Source organism: Streptomyces sp. AK02-01A (genome assembly GCF_033795305.1).
Lineage (GTDB): Bacteria > Actinomycetota > Actinomycetes > Streptomycetales > Streptomycetaceae > Streptomyces.
In genome coordinates this window covers 1-14,540 of record NZ_JARBAE010000016.1, presented here as the reverse complement: position 1 = coordinate 14,540, position 14,540 = coordinate 1, and the positions used below count along the sequence as shown (strand labels likewise).

The 14,540-nt window shown below is 68.2% G+C and carries 13 protein-coding genes; 9 read left to right on the top strand and 4 right to left on the bottom strand.

Annotated elements, in window-relative coordinates; genetic code table 11:
- Nucleotides 1–285: 285 nt before the first annotated feature.
- Nucleotides 286–939, bottom strand: a complete 654-nt coding sequence (locus PV679_RS17045) for a M15 family metallopeptidase (RefSeq protein ID WP_319681117.1) — start codon at nt 937–939, stop codon at nt 286–288.
- Nucleotides 940–1,176: 237 nt separating this feature from the next.
- Between PV679_RS17045 and PV679_RS17040 the strand changes: the two genes are divergently transcribed.
- Complete coding sequence (locus tag PV679_RS17040) at nt 1,177–1,845, top strand: hypothetical protein (protein WP_319681116.1); 669 nt, start codon at nt 1,177–1,179, stop codon at nt 1,843–1,845.
- Nucleotides 1,846–2,079: 234 nt separating this feature from the next.
- Here PV679_RS17040 and PV679_RS17035 read toward each other — a convergent pair whose 3' ends face one another.
- Nucleotides 2,080–2,580: a CGNR zinc finger domain-containing protein gene (locus PV679_RS17035; RefSeq protein WP_319681115.1), complete on the bottom strand. Its 501-nt coding sequence runs from the start codon at nt 2,578–2,580 to the stop codon at nt 2,080–2,082.
- Nucleotides 2,581–2,866: 286 nt separating this feature from the next.
- On the opposite strand from PV679_RS17035, the gene PV679_RS17030 reads away from it, so the two are divergent.
- The 3 genes from PV679_RS17030 (at nt 2,867) to PV679_RS17020 (ending at nt 4,944) form a co-directional block, all read left to right on the top strand.
- Nucleotides 2,867–3,736 carry an alpha/beta hydrolase gene (locus tag PV679_RS17030; RefSeq protein ID WP_319681114.1) on the top strand — a complete coding sequence of 290 codons (870 nt, stop codon included), beginning with the start codon at nt 2,867–2,869 and terminating at the stop codon, nt 3,734–3,736.
- A 199-nt stretch (nt 3,737–3,935) separates the two neighbouring features.
- Nucleotides 3,936–4,157 carry a hypothetical protein gene (locus tag PV679_RS17025; protein ID WP_319681113.1) on the top strand — a complete coding sequence of 74 codons (222 nt, stop codon included), beginning with the start codon at nt 3,936–3,938 and terminating at the stop codon, nt 4,155–4,157.
- Nucleotides 4,158–4,425: 268 nt separating this feature from the next.
- Complete coding sequence (locus PV679_RS17020; RefSeq protein WP_319681112.1) at nt 4,426–4,944, top strand: hypothetical protein; 519 nt, start codon at nt 4,426–4,428, stop codon at nt 4,942–4,944.
- Between the two features lie 241 nt (nt 4,945–5,185).
- Here PV679_RS17020 and PV679_RS17015 read toward each other — a convergent pair whose 3' ends face one another.
- Nucleotides 5,186–5,593, bottom strand: coding sequence for a nuclear transport factor 2 family protein (locus PV679_RS17015; RefSeq protein WP_319681111.1), 408 nt, complete (start codon nt 5,591–5,593; stop codon nt 5,186–5,188).
- 625 nt (nt 5,594–6,218) lie between these two features.
- Between PV679_RS17015 and PV679_RS17010 the strand changes: the two genes are divergently transcribed.
- Complete coding sequence (locus PV679_RS17010) at nt 6,219–9,224, top strand: AfsR/SARP family transcriptional regulator (RefSeq protein WP_319681110.1); 3,006 nt, start codon at nt 6,219–6,221, stop codon at nt 9,222–9,224.
- 16 nt (nt 9,225–9,240) lie between these two features.
- On the opposite strand, the gene PV679_RS17005 is transcribed toward PV679_RS17010, so the two are convergent.
- The gene (locus tag PV679_RS17005; RefSeq protein WP_319681109.1) at nt 9,241–9,426 is read right to left on the bottom strand and encodes a hypothetical protein; all 186 of its coding nucleotides are present in this window, start codon (nt 9,424–9,426) and stop codon (nt 9,241–9,243) included.
- 317 nt (nt 9,427–9,743) lie between these two features.
- On the opposite strand from PV679_RS17005, the gene PV679_RS17000 reads away from it, so the two are divergent.
- From PV679_RS17000 to PV679_RS16985, 4 genes are all read left to right on the top strand, one after another.
- On the top strand, nt 9,744–11,276 hold the full coding sequence (locus PV679_RS17000) for a helix-turn-helix domain-containing protein (protein WP_319681240.1): 1,533 nt from the start codon (nt 9,744–9,746) through the stop codon (nt 11,274–11,276).
- 150 nt (nt 11,277–11,426) lie between these two features.
- Complete coding sequence (locus PV679_RS16995; RefSeq protein ID WP_319681108.1) at nt 11,427–12,329, top strand: beta-ketoacyl-ACP synthase 3; 903 nt, start codon at nt 11,427–11,429, stop codon at nt 12,327–12,329.
- Between the two features lie 111 nt (nt 12,330–12,440).
- Nucleotides 12,441–12,674: an acyl carrier protein gene (locus PV679_RS16990; RefSeq protein ID WP_319681107.1), complete on the top strand. Its 234-nt coding sequence runs from the start codon at nt 12,441–12,443 to the stop codon at nt 12,672–12,674.
- Nucleotides 12,675–12,819: 145 nt separating this feature from the next.
- A partial coding sequence (locus PV679_RS16985) for a condensation domain-containing protein (protein ID WP_319681106.1) occupies nt 12,820–14,540 on the top strand: 1,721 nt, incomplete at its 3' end.

The window sequence follows — 14,540 nt, the reverse complement described above, 5'->3', positions numbered from 1 at the left end:
GCGTGTTACCGACGGTGACAATGACACTCCCTCAACCGGTCGTGCGTACGCAGGCCCGCGGTGGGCGATTTGCCGTTTGTGCAAAGCAATCCACTGGCCGGTGGCAGCGGCCGGCCGGACAGGTTGCGCGGCGACCCGCTCGAAGCGATTGAGCTCAGAGCGTGCCGGTGTCCGAGCGTAGGGATGACGGACTGCCGTCCGCCATCCGTCAGCGGTCAAGCGGCTGGTCCGCGCCCGGTGGGCGGATCCCGCGTCCGTACGGGAAAGCCGGCGGGCGCCGCCGCCTCAGTCCAGGTCCCTCGGCCCGTAGCGGGCGGCCGCTGCCTCCTTGACCAGTGCCCAGTAGCGGTCCCCGAACGACCAGTGCCACCATTCGGTGGGATAGTTCACCAGGCCCGCGCCCTTCAGAGCGGCTCCCAGGAGTTCGCGGTTGGCGCGAGCCTCCTCGCTGATGTTGTCGGCCTCGGTGTAGCAGGCGCCTTCGCTCTCTTCGGGATCCGCGTTCATCCGGGTGCCGAGGTCCAGTTCCTGACCGTCGGCATCGGCGAGCGTCAGGTCGATCGCCGCGCCTGCGCTGTGCGGGGCTATGCCGGGCGGTGAGACATAGCGGCTGGCCGCCGAATGGATTCGCTCGTCGGACCATTCGGGCCGGCCGGCCCGGAGTTGGGCCGCGTACTCCTCGAAGTACCGCCGCTGCAGCGACAGCGGCCGGTATCCCTCGACGAACAGCAGCCGGTGGCCGCGCGGCAGCGTCGTCTGGGCTTCGAGGAGCCGCTCAAGAACGCCCTCCCGCAGATGCGCGGAGGCACCTGCCGGGTCCTGCCTGCGCGCATCGACCAGCAACGAGCCGCCGAGGCGGACATCGACGAGGCGTTCACCGCATTCCCTGACGGGTATGGCGGCGACTTTCGGATCCGACATCAGGATGATCTCGCGCATCGAAGGATTGTCTCCTGAACGCACCGGACGCCCGGACCGGGGCCGTACAACCGCCGCACCATGCCGTTCCGGACCGGAAGCACCCGCAGCCGCCGAGACGAATTCCTGAAGCCCGCTCGGCCTTCGAGGCGGAAGCGTTGCCGGAGTTCCAAGTCCCCTACTGAGGCCGGGGTTCCACCGCTACGTTGGGTGGCCGCACGGGAAACACGTGCTCGATATCTCGATATGGGGGGGCTCATGCGAGGGGCGTCGCGCAGGTTACTGGTCGCGCTGATGGCGGGGGCCGGGCTGGTGCTGGCCGCGCCGTCGGCCGCACACGCCAATGAGATCGCCGAGATCCCGGCGAACAGCCCGGGCGGAATCTCGGTGACACTCAGCTTCGGAGGCGCGGTCGTGCCGCAGCCCTACACACCGGATCCGAGCGCCTACTGGGGTCCGGACAAGTGTCTGCTGATCTATCACGACTACGTGCCCACGCCGGGCTGCGGCGGATTCACGTTCAACGCGAAGCTGCACAACGTACAGGCCCAGCCCGGTTATATCGAGGGGCTGAGCGGCGGTGACTTCGAGGCGTACGCGGACACCGCCCGCACCTTCGGTTGCCTGGACGGCGACGGTGTCTTCCAGTGGGACACGTCGTTCGTCGTAAGGACGGAGCGGACTCCGCTCTCGGATGTCTACTACACGGCCGGGATGGACTACATCCTCCAGCAGTTCCGTACCGGCAAGACCCTGGACCAGGGCCCCTATTACTTCCTGAACTTCGAGGCGGTGGAGTTCGGTTGCGCCGAGGGCACGACCCCGACGCAGTTCGGGCTCATGGTGACCAATCTGCGGCTCGACGCGGTCGACTCGCCGGTCTTCGGCGATCAGACATGGACGGCGGCCGGACCGTTCTACGGCTGACCTGCGGATACGGATGCCGGGAGCGAGACGTATCCCACCGGGACGACCTCCGGCCCCAGTTCGAGCGCCAGGTCCAACAGGTCTGACGGGACGCGCTCATACCGGTCTCCTGATGCCGGGGATCCGGGGTGCCTGCCGAGCGCCGCTTCGCACGGGACCGCGTACGCGGCGGTAGCGACGGGAACACGAGCCGGGCCGGCCTTTCGCGGCGCGCCCGGCCGGCGTATGCCCGCTTCAGGCCTGCCTGGCGCGTGACCGCTCATGGTGCCGGCGCGCCTTCATACGATTGCCGCAGGTCGCCATCGAACACCAGCGGGCCCTGTTCGCGTGGCTGCGGTCGACAAGGAAGAGCCGGCATTCCGGGTTGGCACACGGGCGCAGCCGTCCCGGTGCCTCGCGGCGAAGCTCGTCCCAGGCGAGTACGGCCTCCACCGCGAAGCGCTGGTCCTCTTCGACGCTCACCTTCCAGGTGAGGCCCTCGTCACTGAAGTGCGGCAGCCGGTGGACACATTCGAGTACCTCGGCGAGCACGCCGGCCGGTGCCTCGCCACGGACCACGGAGTCCAGCAGATCCCGGGCCCTGCGCGCGGTACGCAGTTCGCCTCCGGATCCGCTGCCGCCTCGCGCTCGCAGCCAGCGCGCTCCTTCGTCATCAAGGGCAAGGGCGTCGCGCGGCTCGCCGTCGACGACAGGACGGCTGTTCAGCAAGGCCAGCGCCGCGTTCTCGTCGGTCATCCGCACCCTTTCCCAGTAACCCCCATGTCCGACTTCACAGGTTATACACCTCGGTGCGGCCGGGGCCCGTCGCGAGGCCCGCTCGGCATTCGGCTGCCGCCATCACGAGCGACACATGCCACCACGCCGACCATCCGGCCCCGTGACCGGGAAGGCATGCGGGGCCGACGCCGAGCGACGGTCTCGTACCGCATCCTGACACCCTAACCACATCAACACGTTTTACAGGTTACTCGACGAATGCTCCACTAGCCATAACCACATAGATACACTTTGGAGGTTAGACATGGTCGTTCCGGTGCGCCATCTCACCGCGACAGTCGCCGGCCAGAACGTCTTCTACCGCGAGGCCGGCCCGCGCGACGCGCCCGTGGTCCTGCTGCTGCACGGCTTTCCGACCAGCTCGCACATGTTCCGCCATCTCATCCCGCTGCTGGCGGACCGCTACCACGTCCTCGCGCCCGACCACATCGGCTTCGGGCAGTCGTCCATGCCGTCGCCGGAGGAGTTCCCGTACACCTTCGACGCCCTCGCCGACCTCACCGCGGGACTTCTGGAGCAGTTGGGCATCAACCGGTTCTCGGTGTACGCGCAGGATTACGGCGCTCCCATCACCTGGCGTCTGGCGACCCGCACCCCGGACAAGATCACCGCGATCATCTCTCAGAACGGCAACGCCTACACCGACGGATTCGTCGACTCCTTCTGGCGCGGTGTCTTCGCGTACGCCGCGGCGCCCGGTCCCGACACCGAGCCGGCCATGCGCGCGGCCCTGACGCTGGAGAGCACACGCTGGCAGTACCTCAACGGCGCCGCCGACAAGAGCCTCGTCAGCCCCGACAACTGGGCCCACGACCAGCCGCTGCTGGACCGCCCCGGCAACGCCGAGATCCAGCTACGGCTCTTCCAGGACTATCCGTCCAACGTCAGGCAGTACCCCGCCCTCCAGGAGTACTTCCGCACCAGTCAGGTACCGCTGCTGGCGGTCTGGGGAGCCAACGACGAGATCTTCGGACCCGACGGCGCGCGCGCCTTCCGTCGCGACCTGCCCGATGCCGAGATCCATCTCCTCGACGCCGGCCACTTCGCTCTGGAGAGCCGGCTCGACACCATCACCGGCTATGTCCGCGGCTTCCTCGGCCGCACCCTGGGCTGACCAACGGGCCTGGCGGAAAGGGCCTGTTGTGAAAGTGGTGCCCGGTCCGCGGTGTCCCGACGGCGCGAGCCCGGCGCCGGCGTCCAGAACTGCCGCGGAAAGGGCGCCGGGACTGCCGCCGCACCATACCGCCGCGGTCCTAATGTCCTCGGCAGGGCCGCTTCACCACACCCTGACCGCCCCTTCCGAGAGGACATCCATGACCCCCGCACATCGCGCGACAGCCGCCGCTCTCCTGGCCGCCGGACTCCTGGCCGGCGGCGCGGCCACCGCCACCGCCGCCCCGGCGCCCGCCGCCGCGGAGCGCATCACCACCGCGGACCAGCTCCAGCGGCACCTCGCGCAGGCCATCGCCCTGGAGCGCCTCAACTGCGGCGCTGTCGTCGCCGGTGACCCCATGGGCCGCCCGGCGAACGTGTGAGCACCGCCCCGTAGTCCCCGATCGTCCCGCGCGCGGCATCAGACGCGGTGCCTCGCGAGGCGGTGGGCCGTCCTCGTACCGGACCGGATCGTACGCGGAACACCAGTGCGCGATCGGACGGCCCGACGACACCGCGAGACGCCGTGGCTGACGCCGCGTGCGCGGAGCACGGGACCCACGCCGACCGGCACCTCGTCGCGAAGGAGCGAATCACTCGCGCGACACGACCTGGATGAATGACCCGACCCGATCCCGGACAAGGAGAGTCATGGACACCGAGGACACACCCGGCGGCACGGCCACCGAGGAAACCAAACCCACCACATGGTGCCCCAGCGGACGCGCCGACGCTCCCGAGTCCGTCGTCCTCGGTGTCCGCTCCCAGTCCGACGCTTCGGTCACCTATCTCGCCGCGCCCACCCCGGCCGCGGAGCTGCTCCCGATGATCCCGGCGAACATCGAGCCGACCCGCGTGCTCCGTTTCGCCTCGCACTGCGTCTCCGGCTGCGCTCATCGCAGCAACAACGACTGCACCCTCATCAGCAAGATCCAGATGCTGCCGGCCGCCGGCGAACCGGCCGTCCCCCGCTGCCATCTCCGGGCCCGCTGTCAGTGGTGGCGGCAGACCGGCGCCACCGCCTGTCAGCGCTGTCCGGCCGTCAGCACCGCCTACCACGCCGACGATTCCCTGAGCACGCGCGTCGCCGATCCCGCTGTCACACCCGCCCAGCTCCAGCGGTGGATCGATGCCGACCACGACGCGGCCGCCTCCGACAGCCGCGCATGACGGATTCCCATAAACCGACAGGCCGGTTTCGAACCAGAAAGGCCCGGTCCGAAACCGGCCGGAGCCGGGCAAAGGATGCCGGACACAACATGGCGAGGAACGGCGCAAAATCGCTGCAACCATGACTCCGACCGCCGACCGCGATGCCATTACAGGCACCGAGACCGGCCGCCGAGCGGGCTGAATCACGTCTGCCCGTCGCCGCCCGGCGGGTTGCCATTCGGCTTTTCGGAGGCCCGGTTCAAGTCGGGGCGACGAAGTAGAATCTCCGGTAACCGAGAAGCATTCCTTCGTCGGTCAGTGTGAAGAAGTCGGCGAACTCCGCTTCCCGCGGCCCCTGTTCCTCTCGCGAGGAACCGGATTCGGTGAAGCGTCCGGTCGCCACGACACAGTAGCCATCGGCGATGATCTTGTAGATGTGATGGTTGTCCGTGGGACCGACGATCTCGGCGTGCAGTCTGACAACTTCCTCGCGGCCATGGCCGTAGGGCACATCCGGGCGCTTCACCTGGGCGTTCTCGTCGAGCAGCGATCCGATGGCGTCGATGTCGCCGGTGTCGAGGTAGTGGTACATCAGCCGCACATGATCGATCCCGGCTGCCGTGACGGCCGGGCTCGGCGGGGAGCACCTGTGGGGAAGACTACTCATGCGGCTGATCCTCTCGGCGTCGCACAACTGCTGGTACCGGCAACGGGCTTGTATCTGAATTGACGCCGTCCGCCCTGCGTGCGTTCCCGCGCCGTCCGGCATCCGCAATCGCCGGACGGAGGATCATTCCCGAATTGGACGTACGTGGACGGCTCCGACATCGCGGTAGGCGTGCGTGCCAGGCATCGCGCGCCAAGCGAGACTCTCGAAACACACCCCGGACGTTGTTCACTCCCACATTCTCGTCCTCAGTCACAACCGGGCGCTATCTTCCCGCTATTACGACGCGAAGAAGTCGGGCCCGATCCAGCGCATCACGGCGCATATGGGTGAGGGCCGGGCCGTGAACACTCGTCCACACGACGGTCCTGCGGCACCGGCGCGGCGCTCGGTGCCCGGGACACACACGGTGACGGGACAGGAAACGGAGCCCTCTGGTCCAGAGCCGGACGGCCGCGACCGGCGCCGTCAACGCGGTCTTCACTCCGTCACTTCCAAGCCCTTAGGATCCTAAAAAATTGCTATCCGGTCTCTCATGGACAAGGGGTTGAACGCTCGGTGACACTGTGCTCATACGAGCACACTCAGCAGGTGTGTCCGACCCTGGAGACGCATGATCGACTCGATGGCAGCGCAGCGGAACAGTCCCTCAGAGATCGTGTTCCAGATCCTCGGTCCTCTTGAGGTGAGTGGTCTCGCCGGCCCTCTGCGCATACCGCCAGGACGGCAAGAGGTGATCCTCGCGGCACTCCTTCTGGAGGCCAACCGAGTGGTGAGCACCGACTATCTGGTGGCTCTCATCTGGGACGAGGAGCCGCCCGACACCGCGCGGACGCAGGTACAGATCTGTGTGTCCCGGCTCCGCAAGGCTCTGTCCGGCGCGGGTATCGACGCACCGATCACGACCCGGCCGCCCGGCTATGTGCTGGGGACCGCGGATCACACACTGGACCTGCGTCTGTTCAACCGTCAGACGGCGGAAGCACACGTCCTCGTACGGGAAGGCAGAAACGCCGAGGCCGCCGAGCTGCTGCGCCGTTCGGTGGCGCTCTGGCGCGGCCGGTGCCTCAGCGGCATCACCAGCGAAGCGCTGCGCAGCAAGGCCCTCCAGCTCGACGAGGACCGGCTGAACGCCATCGAGACCTACTTACAGTTGGAGCTCGACCTCGGCCGTCACCACCAGCTCATCGGCGAGATCGGCCGGCTGCTGCACGAACATCCGCTGCGCGAGCGGCTGCGCGGCCAGCTCATGCTCGCCCTGTACCGCTCCGGCCGGCAGTCGGAGGCGCTCGACATCTACCGGGCCGGCCGCGATCTCCTCATCGAGGAACTGGGTCTGCTTCCCGGCGAGGAGCTGCGGCTGCTCGAAACGGCGATCCTGTCCGGCGACGCCGCTCTGCACACCGCGCCCGCGCCGCCCGCGCCGGCCCGAAGACCCGTCGGCATCCTGCCGGCCGAACCGGCCCACCGCGACGAACCGCCACACCAACTGCCCACCGACACCGCCGACTTCGTCGGTGACGAAAGTCTGATCCGTACGGTCGAAGCCATTCTGCTCGGCAAGAAGGACCAGCGCGCGGTCGGTGTCGCCGTGATCGTCGGAAAGCCGGGCATCGGCAAGAGTACGACGGCCACGCACATCGCTCACCGGCTGAGCAAGGAGCATTTTCCCGACGGCCAGCTCTACTGCGATCTGCGCGGCTCGGGGCCGGAGCCGGTCTCCGCCAAGGACGTACTCGGCCGCTTCCTGCGGGCGTTGGGGATTCCGGGGCCGCTGATCCCGGAGTCCCGCGACGAACGTGCCGAGATGTACCGGTCCCTCATCACGACCCGGCGTGTCCTGGTGGTGCTGGACGACGCCGCCACGGAAAGCCAGATCACCCCGCTCCTTCCCGGCAGCGAAAGCTGCGCGGTGCTCGTGACCAGCCGCGCCAGGATGACCGCGCTGCCCGGCGCCCGGCGGATCGAGCTGGACGTCCTCGACGAGGCGCGGGCGCTGAAGCTGCTGGGCCGGGTCATCGGTCCTGCCCGTGTCTCCGACGAGGCCGAGGCGGCCAAGGCGCTCATCAGGACCGTCGGCGGGCTGCCGCTCGCGCTGAGAATCGTCGCGGCCCGGCTCGCGGCCAGACCGCACTGGCCGCTCGCGTCGATGGTGCACCGGCTGGCGAACGAACGGCACCGCCTGGACGAGCTGGCCCACGGTGAGATGACCATCCGGGCCAGCCTCTCGCTGACCTTCGACGGGCTCGGACCCACCGACCGGCGTCTGCTGCGCCAGCTCAGCCTGGCGCAGGGCCCCACACTGCCGGGCTGGCTCGCCGGCGCGCTCCTCGACGACCACCGTTCACAGCCGTCGGACCTCATGGAGTCCCTCGTCGACGTGCAGATGCTCGATGTCGTCGCGGTCGAGACCACCGGTGACTTCCGCTACCGGTTCCACGAGATCATCCGTGTGTACGCACAGGAGCAGCTCGCTGTCACCGACAGCCGGGCCGTGCAGATCGCGGCCACCGAGCGGATGTTCGGCGGCTGGCTCGCGCTGACCGAGCACGCCCACCGCAAGATCTACGGCGGCGACTACACCGTCCTGCACGGGACCGCTTCTCGCTGGCATCCTCCGGCCTCGTATGTCGAGGATCTGCTCGCCGACCCGCTCGACTGGATGGACAAGGAGCAGGTGAATCTCTGCCGCGCGGTGGAGCACGCCGCGGAGCAGGACATGGACGAGGTGTCCTGGGATCTGGCCACGACGCTGGTGAGCCTGTTCGAGGCACGCGGCTATTTCGACCACTGGGAGAAAACCCACCAGGAAGCGCTGAAGGCGGTACGCAGGTCCGGCAACAAGAGAGGTATCGCCGCACTGCTCAGCTCGCTCGGCACGCTGTACATCAGCCGGGGCGAGCCCGAGGAGTCAAGGGCCTCACTCGACCAGGCCCTGACACTCTTCGACGAGCTCGGTGACGCGGGCGGCCTGGCCCTCTGCCGACGGGATCTCGCTCTTCTGGAGCGTCAACTCGGAGACGAGGAAGGAGCGTTGGCTCTCTACAACCGTTCTCTGCGTGACTTCGACCGGGCCGGTGACATCGTCGGCCGCGCCAGTGTGCTGACCCAGAGCGCGCACATCTGGATGCGGCGCGGACACAGCGCCGCCGCCCATGCCCAGCTTGAGGAAGCCCTTGAGATCTACCGTACGGTGGGATACACGGGAGGTCTTTCGCGCGCCCTGCGACGAGTGGGTCAGGTGCTGCTTCAGCGCGGAGAGCACGAGCAGTCCGAACGGACGCTGACCGAGGTGCTCGCGATGGTGCGCGCCAGCGGCGACATCATCGGAGAAGGACATCTGCTCCGCAATCTCGGCGAAGTGAAGGCGAGTGTGGGGCACTTCGAGGAGGCGAGAAATCTCTTCGAACGGGCCCTCGCCATCCGGGAGCAGATCATGGACCACGGCGGTGCGGCGGTCGTCCGCCTCGACATCGCCAGGCTGCTGCACCGGTTCGGGGAGCGGCTGCCCGCCCGCGAGCTGCTGGAAGCCACGATCACGACATTCAAGGACCGCAACATGTCCCAGGAGCTTCAGGAAGCGGAGCAGTTGCTGATCACTGTCGTCGCCGGGCCGGCGACGACCTCCTGAACGCTTCCGTCCGGCGTCAGTCCCACGGGTCGTTGTCCGTCGACGGCGTGGGCGCCGGGACGACGGTGGCGGCCGGAGCGGGCGGGTTCGGCACATCGCCCTGGGCGCTCTGACCGGCGTAGGCGGACTGGGTGCCGACCGCTACGGACGCGACGATCGTGGCAGCCACCGCGAGGTTCATGAAGACCTTGTTGACTCTCATTTCGGGGTTCCTTCCCTCGGTTGCGTTCTTCGATGACACGAACGTACGGCGGGCCGGAAACCCGGGACTATCGCGGCATCTATCCCGCCGCTATCACCAACAGACGGGCGAAGTAAGGCCGTTGTCACAGCAGTCACCTACGCCACAGAGGCGCCTCCCGGAGCCGACGGAAGCTGTTGCGCCGGTAATGCCGCGCGGATAGCGGCGTCCGGACGATAGGTCCCGGGATCACAGTCCTGAGGACAGCGGTGGCCGCACCGCGGGCCTCATCCGCTACCCGGTCCCGGTCCGCGACGGGAGGAGTGTTGAACGTGACTATGAGCGCTTACGCAGGAGTGAGTGAGGACGCGCCGCTGTTCGGAGGTCTGGTACGCAGACACCGCGGCCGCATCGGCTTGACGCAACGCGAACTGGCCGATCTCTCCACCATCAGTGTGCGGGCCATCCGCGATCTGGAGCAGGGCAAGGCCACCCGGCCCCGGCATGCCACCGTACGGCTGATCGCCGACGGGCTGCGGCTGGGTCCCCGGGCCCGGGCGGAGCTGGAGGCCGCCGCCCACCAGGGACAGGGAAGCTGGGCCCTGAAGGCCGCCTATGACGCGGCTCCGCCGGCGCCTCCGACCGCGCTCCAGAGCCTCGTCGGCCGGGAGTCCGAGATCGCCGTCATCACCGGCGAGCTGTCCTCCGGCGCCGAACGCCTGGTCAATGTGGTCGGGCTGAGCGGGGTGGGAAAGACCCGGATCGCTCTGGAGGTGGCCGGCCGGCTGCACACCGGCGGTGGCCTGCCCGTGCTGTGGTCCGCCTTCCGCGACGCCGCGGCCGAGTACCGGCTTCCGAGCGGCGTCGAAGGTCTCGCCGCCGTGGTGGCCGGCTGTGCCGGTGAGATCTTCGGCCCACCGGACACCCGGCGGTCCGCGCCGGAGACGGCCGACCGGCCCGCCGAGCGTGACGACACCGCGGCGCTGGCCGAACTTGTCGCGAACCGGCCCGCGCTCCTGGTGGTGGACGGCGCGGGCGTGGACGAACCCCGTGTCGACAGGCTCGTCCGGCTGCTCCGGGACTGCCCGGAGCTGGTGGTGCTGGTGACCTCCGAGCGGCCGTACGGCATTCCGGGCGAACGCCCCTTCCTGCTGGGACCGCTGGAGCCGCCGGGAAGCCAGGACGAAAGCGACCCGGAGACGCTGGGCCGGGTCCCGGCTGTCCGCTTCTTCCTCGGCCAACTCCAGCGGATCAGGCCGGAGTACCGGCTCTCCGTCTCCGACGTCCCGACCGTCTCCGACATCTGCCGGCGTCTCGACGGGCTGCCCTCCGCACTGCGGGCGGCGGCGTCCTGGCTGGTCGTCTATGACCTCGACACACTGCGCCACTGCCTGGAGAGCGACCCGGCGAGCCTGCTCAACCACTTCGCGGGCGCCGACGACAGCACACGGTTCCAGGACACACTGCGCCGCCGCGTCGGTCATCTCCCGCCCGAGGGACGGTCATTGCTCATCGCACTCTGCGACGGCGGTGGAGAGTTCGGCCTGGACGATGTCGTCTCGCTGACCGGAAGGAGCCTGCCCGACTGCGGTCGGATGGTGCGCGACCTGCTGCTGAGCGGTATGGCCCATCCGAGTTACCAGTGCGGCCGGTCCCGTTTCCAGGTGTTCAACCTGGTACGTGCCCTCCGGCCGGCCTTCGGGCTTCACCGCGCTCCCGGGACCGCTCTCACGGCCGGCCGGCCGGCGGTGTCCGGCGCACCTGCTGCGGGAGTGCCGGAAGAACTGCCGCCGGCCGCTCCGCACGAGGTGTTCGATGACTTTCACGTACAGGCGGGGAAATCGCTCGGGTCGGCCGAGTCGATCACATGAGCGCTGAAGGAGGACCTATGTCTTCGGAAACGCCGGACACCAAGAGCATCAGGACTGCGGTCATCACGGGAATCGGCGCATCCGTACCGGAGCGCGTGGTGAAGAACGACGAAGTGGCGGACCGGCTCGGCGTCACCACGGACTGGATACGTGACCGGACGGGAATCGAGCAGCGTTTCCTGCGGAGCGACATCCGATCTCGCTGTCGAGGCCGGCCGACGTGCGCTCGACTCCTGCGGCAATCCGCCTGTCGATTTCCTTATTCTCGCGACCTGCACGCCTGACCACACATTCCCTTCCACCGCTCCCGCGGTGGCCTCCCGGCTGGGACTCACGGGGATAGGCGCGTTCGACCTGAACGCGGCCTGTTCCGGCTTTGTCTACGGACTCTCCGCCGGTGCCGGTCTGCTCGCCTCCGGTGTGTTCGGCACCGGTCTGGTGATCGGCGCCGACGCCATCTCCACCATTGTCGACCAGGACGACCGGATCACCGCACCCATCTTCGGCGACGGTGCGGGAGCCGTGGTGATCCGAGCCGGTACGGCGGACGAGCCCGGAAGTCTGCTGGCCCAGACGCTGGGCAGCGACGGTGGCCTCCTGGACATCCTCAAGACGCCCGCCGGAGGCTCCCGGCAGCGCGCCGCCGGTGTCTCCACCGACCCGCTGGAGAGCTTCATCGGCATGCAGGGACGGCTTGTCTACAAGCACGCGATCAAGAACATGACAGCGGCTTCGCTCGAAGTCCTGGAGAAGACCGGCTGGACCGTCGACGACGTCGACTGGCTGGTGGCCCACCAGGCCAACCGCCGGATTCTGGTCGCGACCGCCGAGGAGATCGGTCTTCCGGCGGACCGGGCGATCGTCAATGTCGACCGCGTGGCCAACACCTCCGGCGCCTCGATCCCTCTCGCGCTCGTCGACGCGATGGCCTCCGGCTCGCTCAAGGCCGGCGACAAGGTGCTGCTGACCGCGTTCGGCGGCGGCGTCACCTGGGCCGCCGCCACGCTGATCTGGCCGGATCTGCCGACCGCCGGTCCCGCCGAAGTCCACTGATCCGGACCACGGCTCACAGTCCCGCTCGCGCGGGCCCGACGGCGCGCGCACGCTCCTGCCCCATCCGTACAACCCGATACGGCGACAGCCGGACACAACCGAGGGAGAGAAATGAACACGACTCTTGAAAGAGTGAACGAGATCGTCCTGTACGTCGTCCCGGACGCGAATACGGGAATCGGACCGGCCGACCGGCTCGCGGAGGATCTCGGTATCGACTCACTCTCGCTCGTCGAGATCCTGATCCAGGTGGAGAAGCGTTTTCTCATCACGGTCGACGACAGCGACATCTCACGTGTCGAGAGCGTGCAGGACATCCTGGATCTGGTCCATCGGCAGCAGTGATGTGTCCGTCAGGGACAGCCCGTACGGATCCGCCGAATTCACGGTTCGCCGGGCGGCCCGGTGTGCTTCTCCGTCCATTCGGTACGCAGGCCGCCAGAGGCCGCCGTAACCACTCGTCCGCCACCGCACAACACAAGGGGAATCCATGTCTGGTCCGGCAGCCGGCGGACGCCGCCTCAACGAGTCACAGTTGGGAGTGTGGTACGCCCAGCGGATCGATCCGCTGAATCCCGTGTTCAATATGGGAGGCTATCTGGAGATCCACGGCGCCGCCGACCCCGGGCTTCTCAAGGCCGCGCTGACCGCGCTGGTCGCCGAGGACGAGACCTCGCGATTGCGGTTCACCGAAAGAGACGGCGTTCCCTGGCAGAGCTTCGGGCCGGCGCCCGACTTCACCGCGGAGCTGGTCGACCTCAGCGCGGAACCGGATCCCGACGCCGAGGTACGGCGGCGGATGCGCGCGGACATGGACACCGTCCCGGATCTGGAACACGACCGCCTCTTCAACCACATCCTGTTCAGGCTGGGTCCCGAACGCCATGTGTGGTTCAACCGTGTGCACCACCTGATTCACGACGGCTACAGCGCCACCATCATGCGACGGCGGGCCGCGGAGCTGTACACCTCACTGGCCGGCGGCGAGGAGAGCGGCACGGCGTTCGGGTCGTTCGAGCGCCTGCTGGACGAGCAGAGCGCGTACGCCGGATCGGCGGCCCAGCGACGGGACGCCGCGTACTGGCGCCGGATCATGGAGGGCGCCGAGCATCCGTCCGGTCCCTCGTCCGCCATGCCGACACACCGGGTGGCACGGCGGATCTCCCATCTCGGCGCGGAGGTGTTCGAGCGGCTGGTGCGGTTCGGCGAGCGCGCCGGTGTCTCCTGGCAGCAGGCGCTCATCACCGCCGCCGCCATCCAGCGTCATCTGTGGACAGGCGATCCCGAGGTACTGCTCAGCCTGCCGGTGTCCGGCCGGCTGACGCCCGCGAGTCTGAGCGTGCCGGGCATGATGGCGAACGTCCTGCCGCTGCGCTGCCGCATCGACCGCGGCGAATCGTGCGAGGACCTGGCCGCCCGGGTGGCCGCGCTGACCCTGCGCGCCCAGTGGCACCAGCGGTACGACTCCGCGGACCTCCTGCGTGACCTCGACTGGCCGGCCAACAGCCGTCAGCCGTTCGGCCCGGTGGTCAATATCGTCGCGGTCGAGGAGCAGTCGTCCTTCGCCGGGATGCCGGCGGCCGGCCACATGCTCTCCACCGGAGGCACCGCCGAGGACCTCTCCCTGACGGTCACCCGCAGCGCGGACGAGGGTCTGCGGATCGACTTCACGATCGATGAGGCCTATCAGGAGGCCATTGGTCTGTCGTCCTACGAGCGCGCGTTCCACCAGGTCGTCGACATGATGACGGTGGATGCGGGTGTGCTGGTCGGTGACGTGGACGTACTGAGCCCGGAAGAGCGCACGCTGGTCATGGAGACCTGGAACAACACCCACGCCCCCATCGACAACCGGCCCCTCAACGAACACTTCGAAGAACACGCACACACCAACCCCAACGCCACCGCCCTCATCTACGAAAACACCCACCTCACCTACCACGACCTCAACAACCGAGCCAACCAACTCGCCCACCACCTCACCACCACCGGAACACAACGCGGCGACATGATCGCCATCCTCCTCGAACGCGGCACCGACTTCGCCACCGCCCTCCTCGCCGTCACCAAAATCGGAGCCGCCTACGCCCTCCTCGACCCCGACTTCCCCGACCAACGCCTCCACCTCATCCTCCAAGACTCCCGCGCCACCACCGTCATCACCAACACCAACACCCACCACCGCATCCCACCCACTTATACCCATCTCCA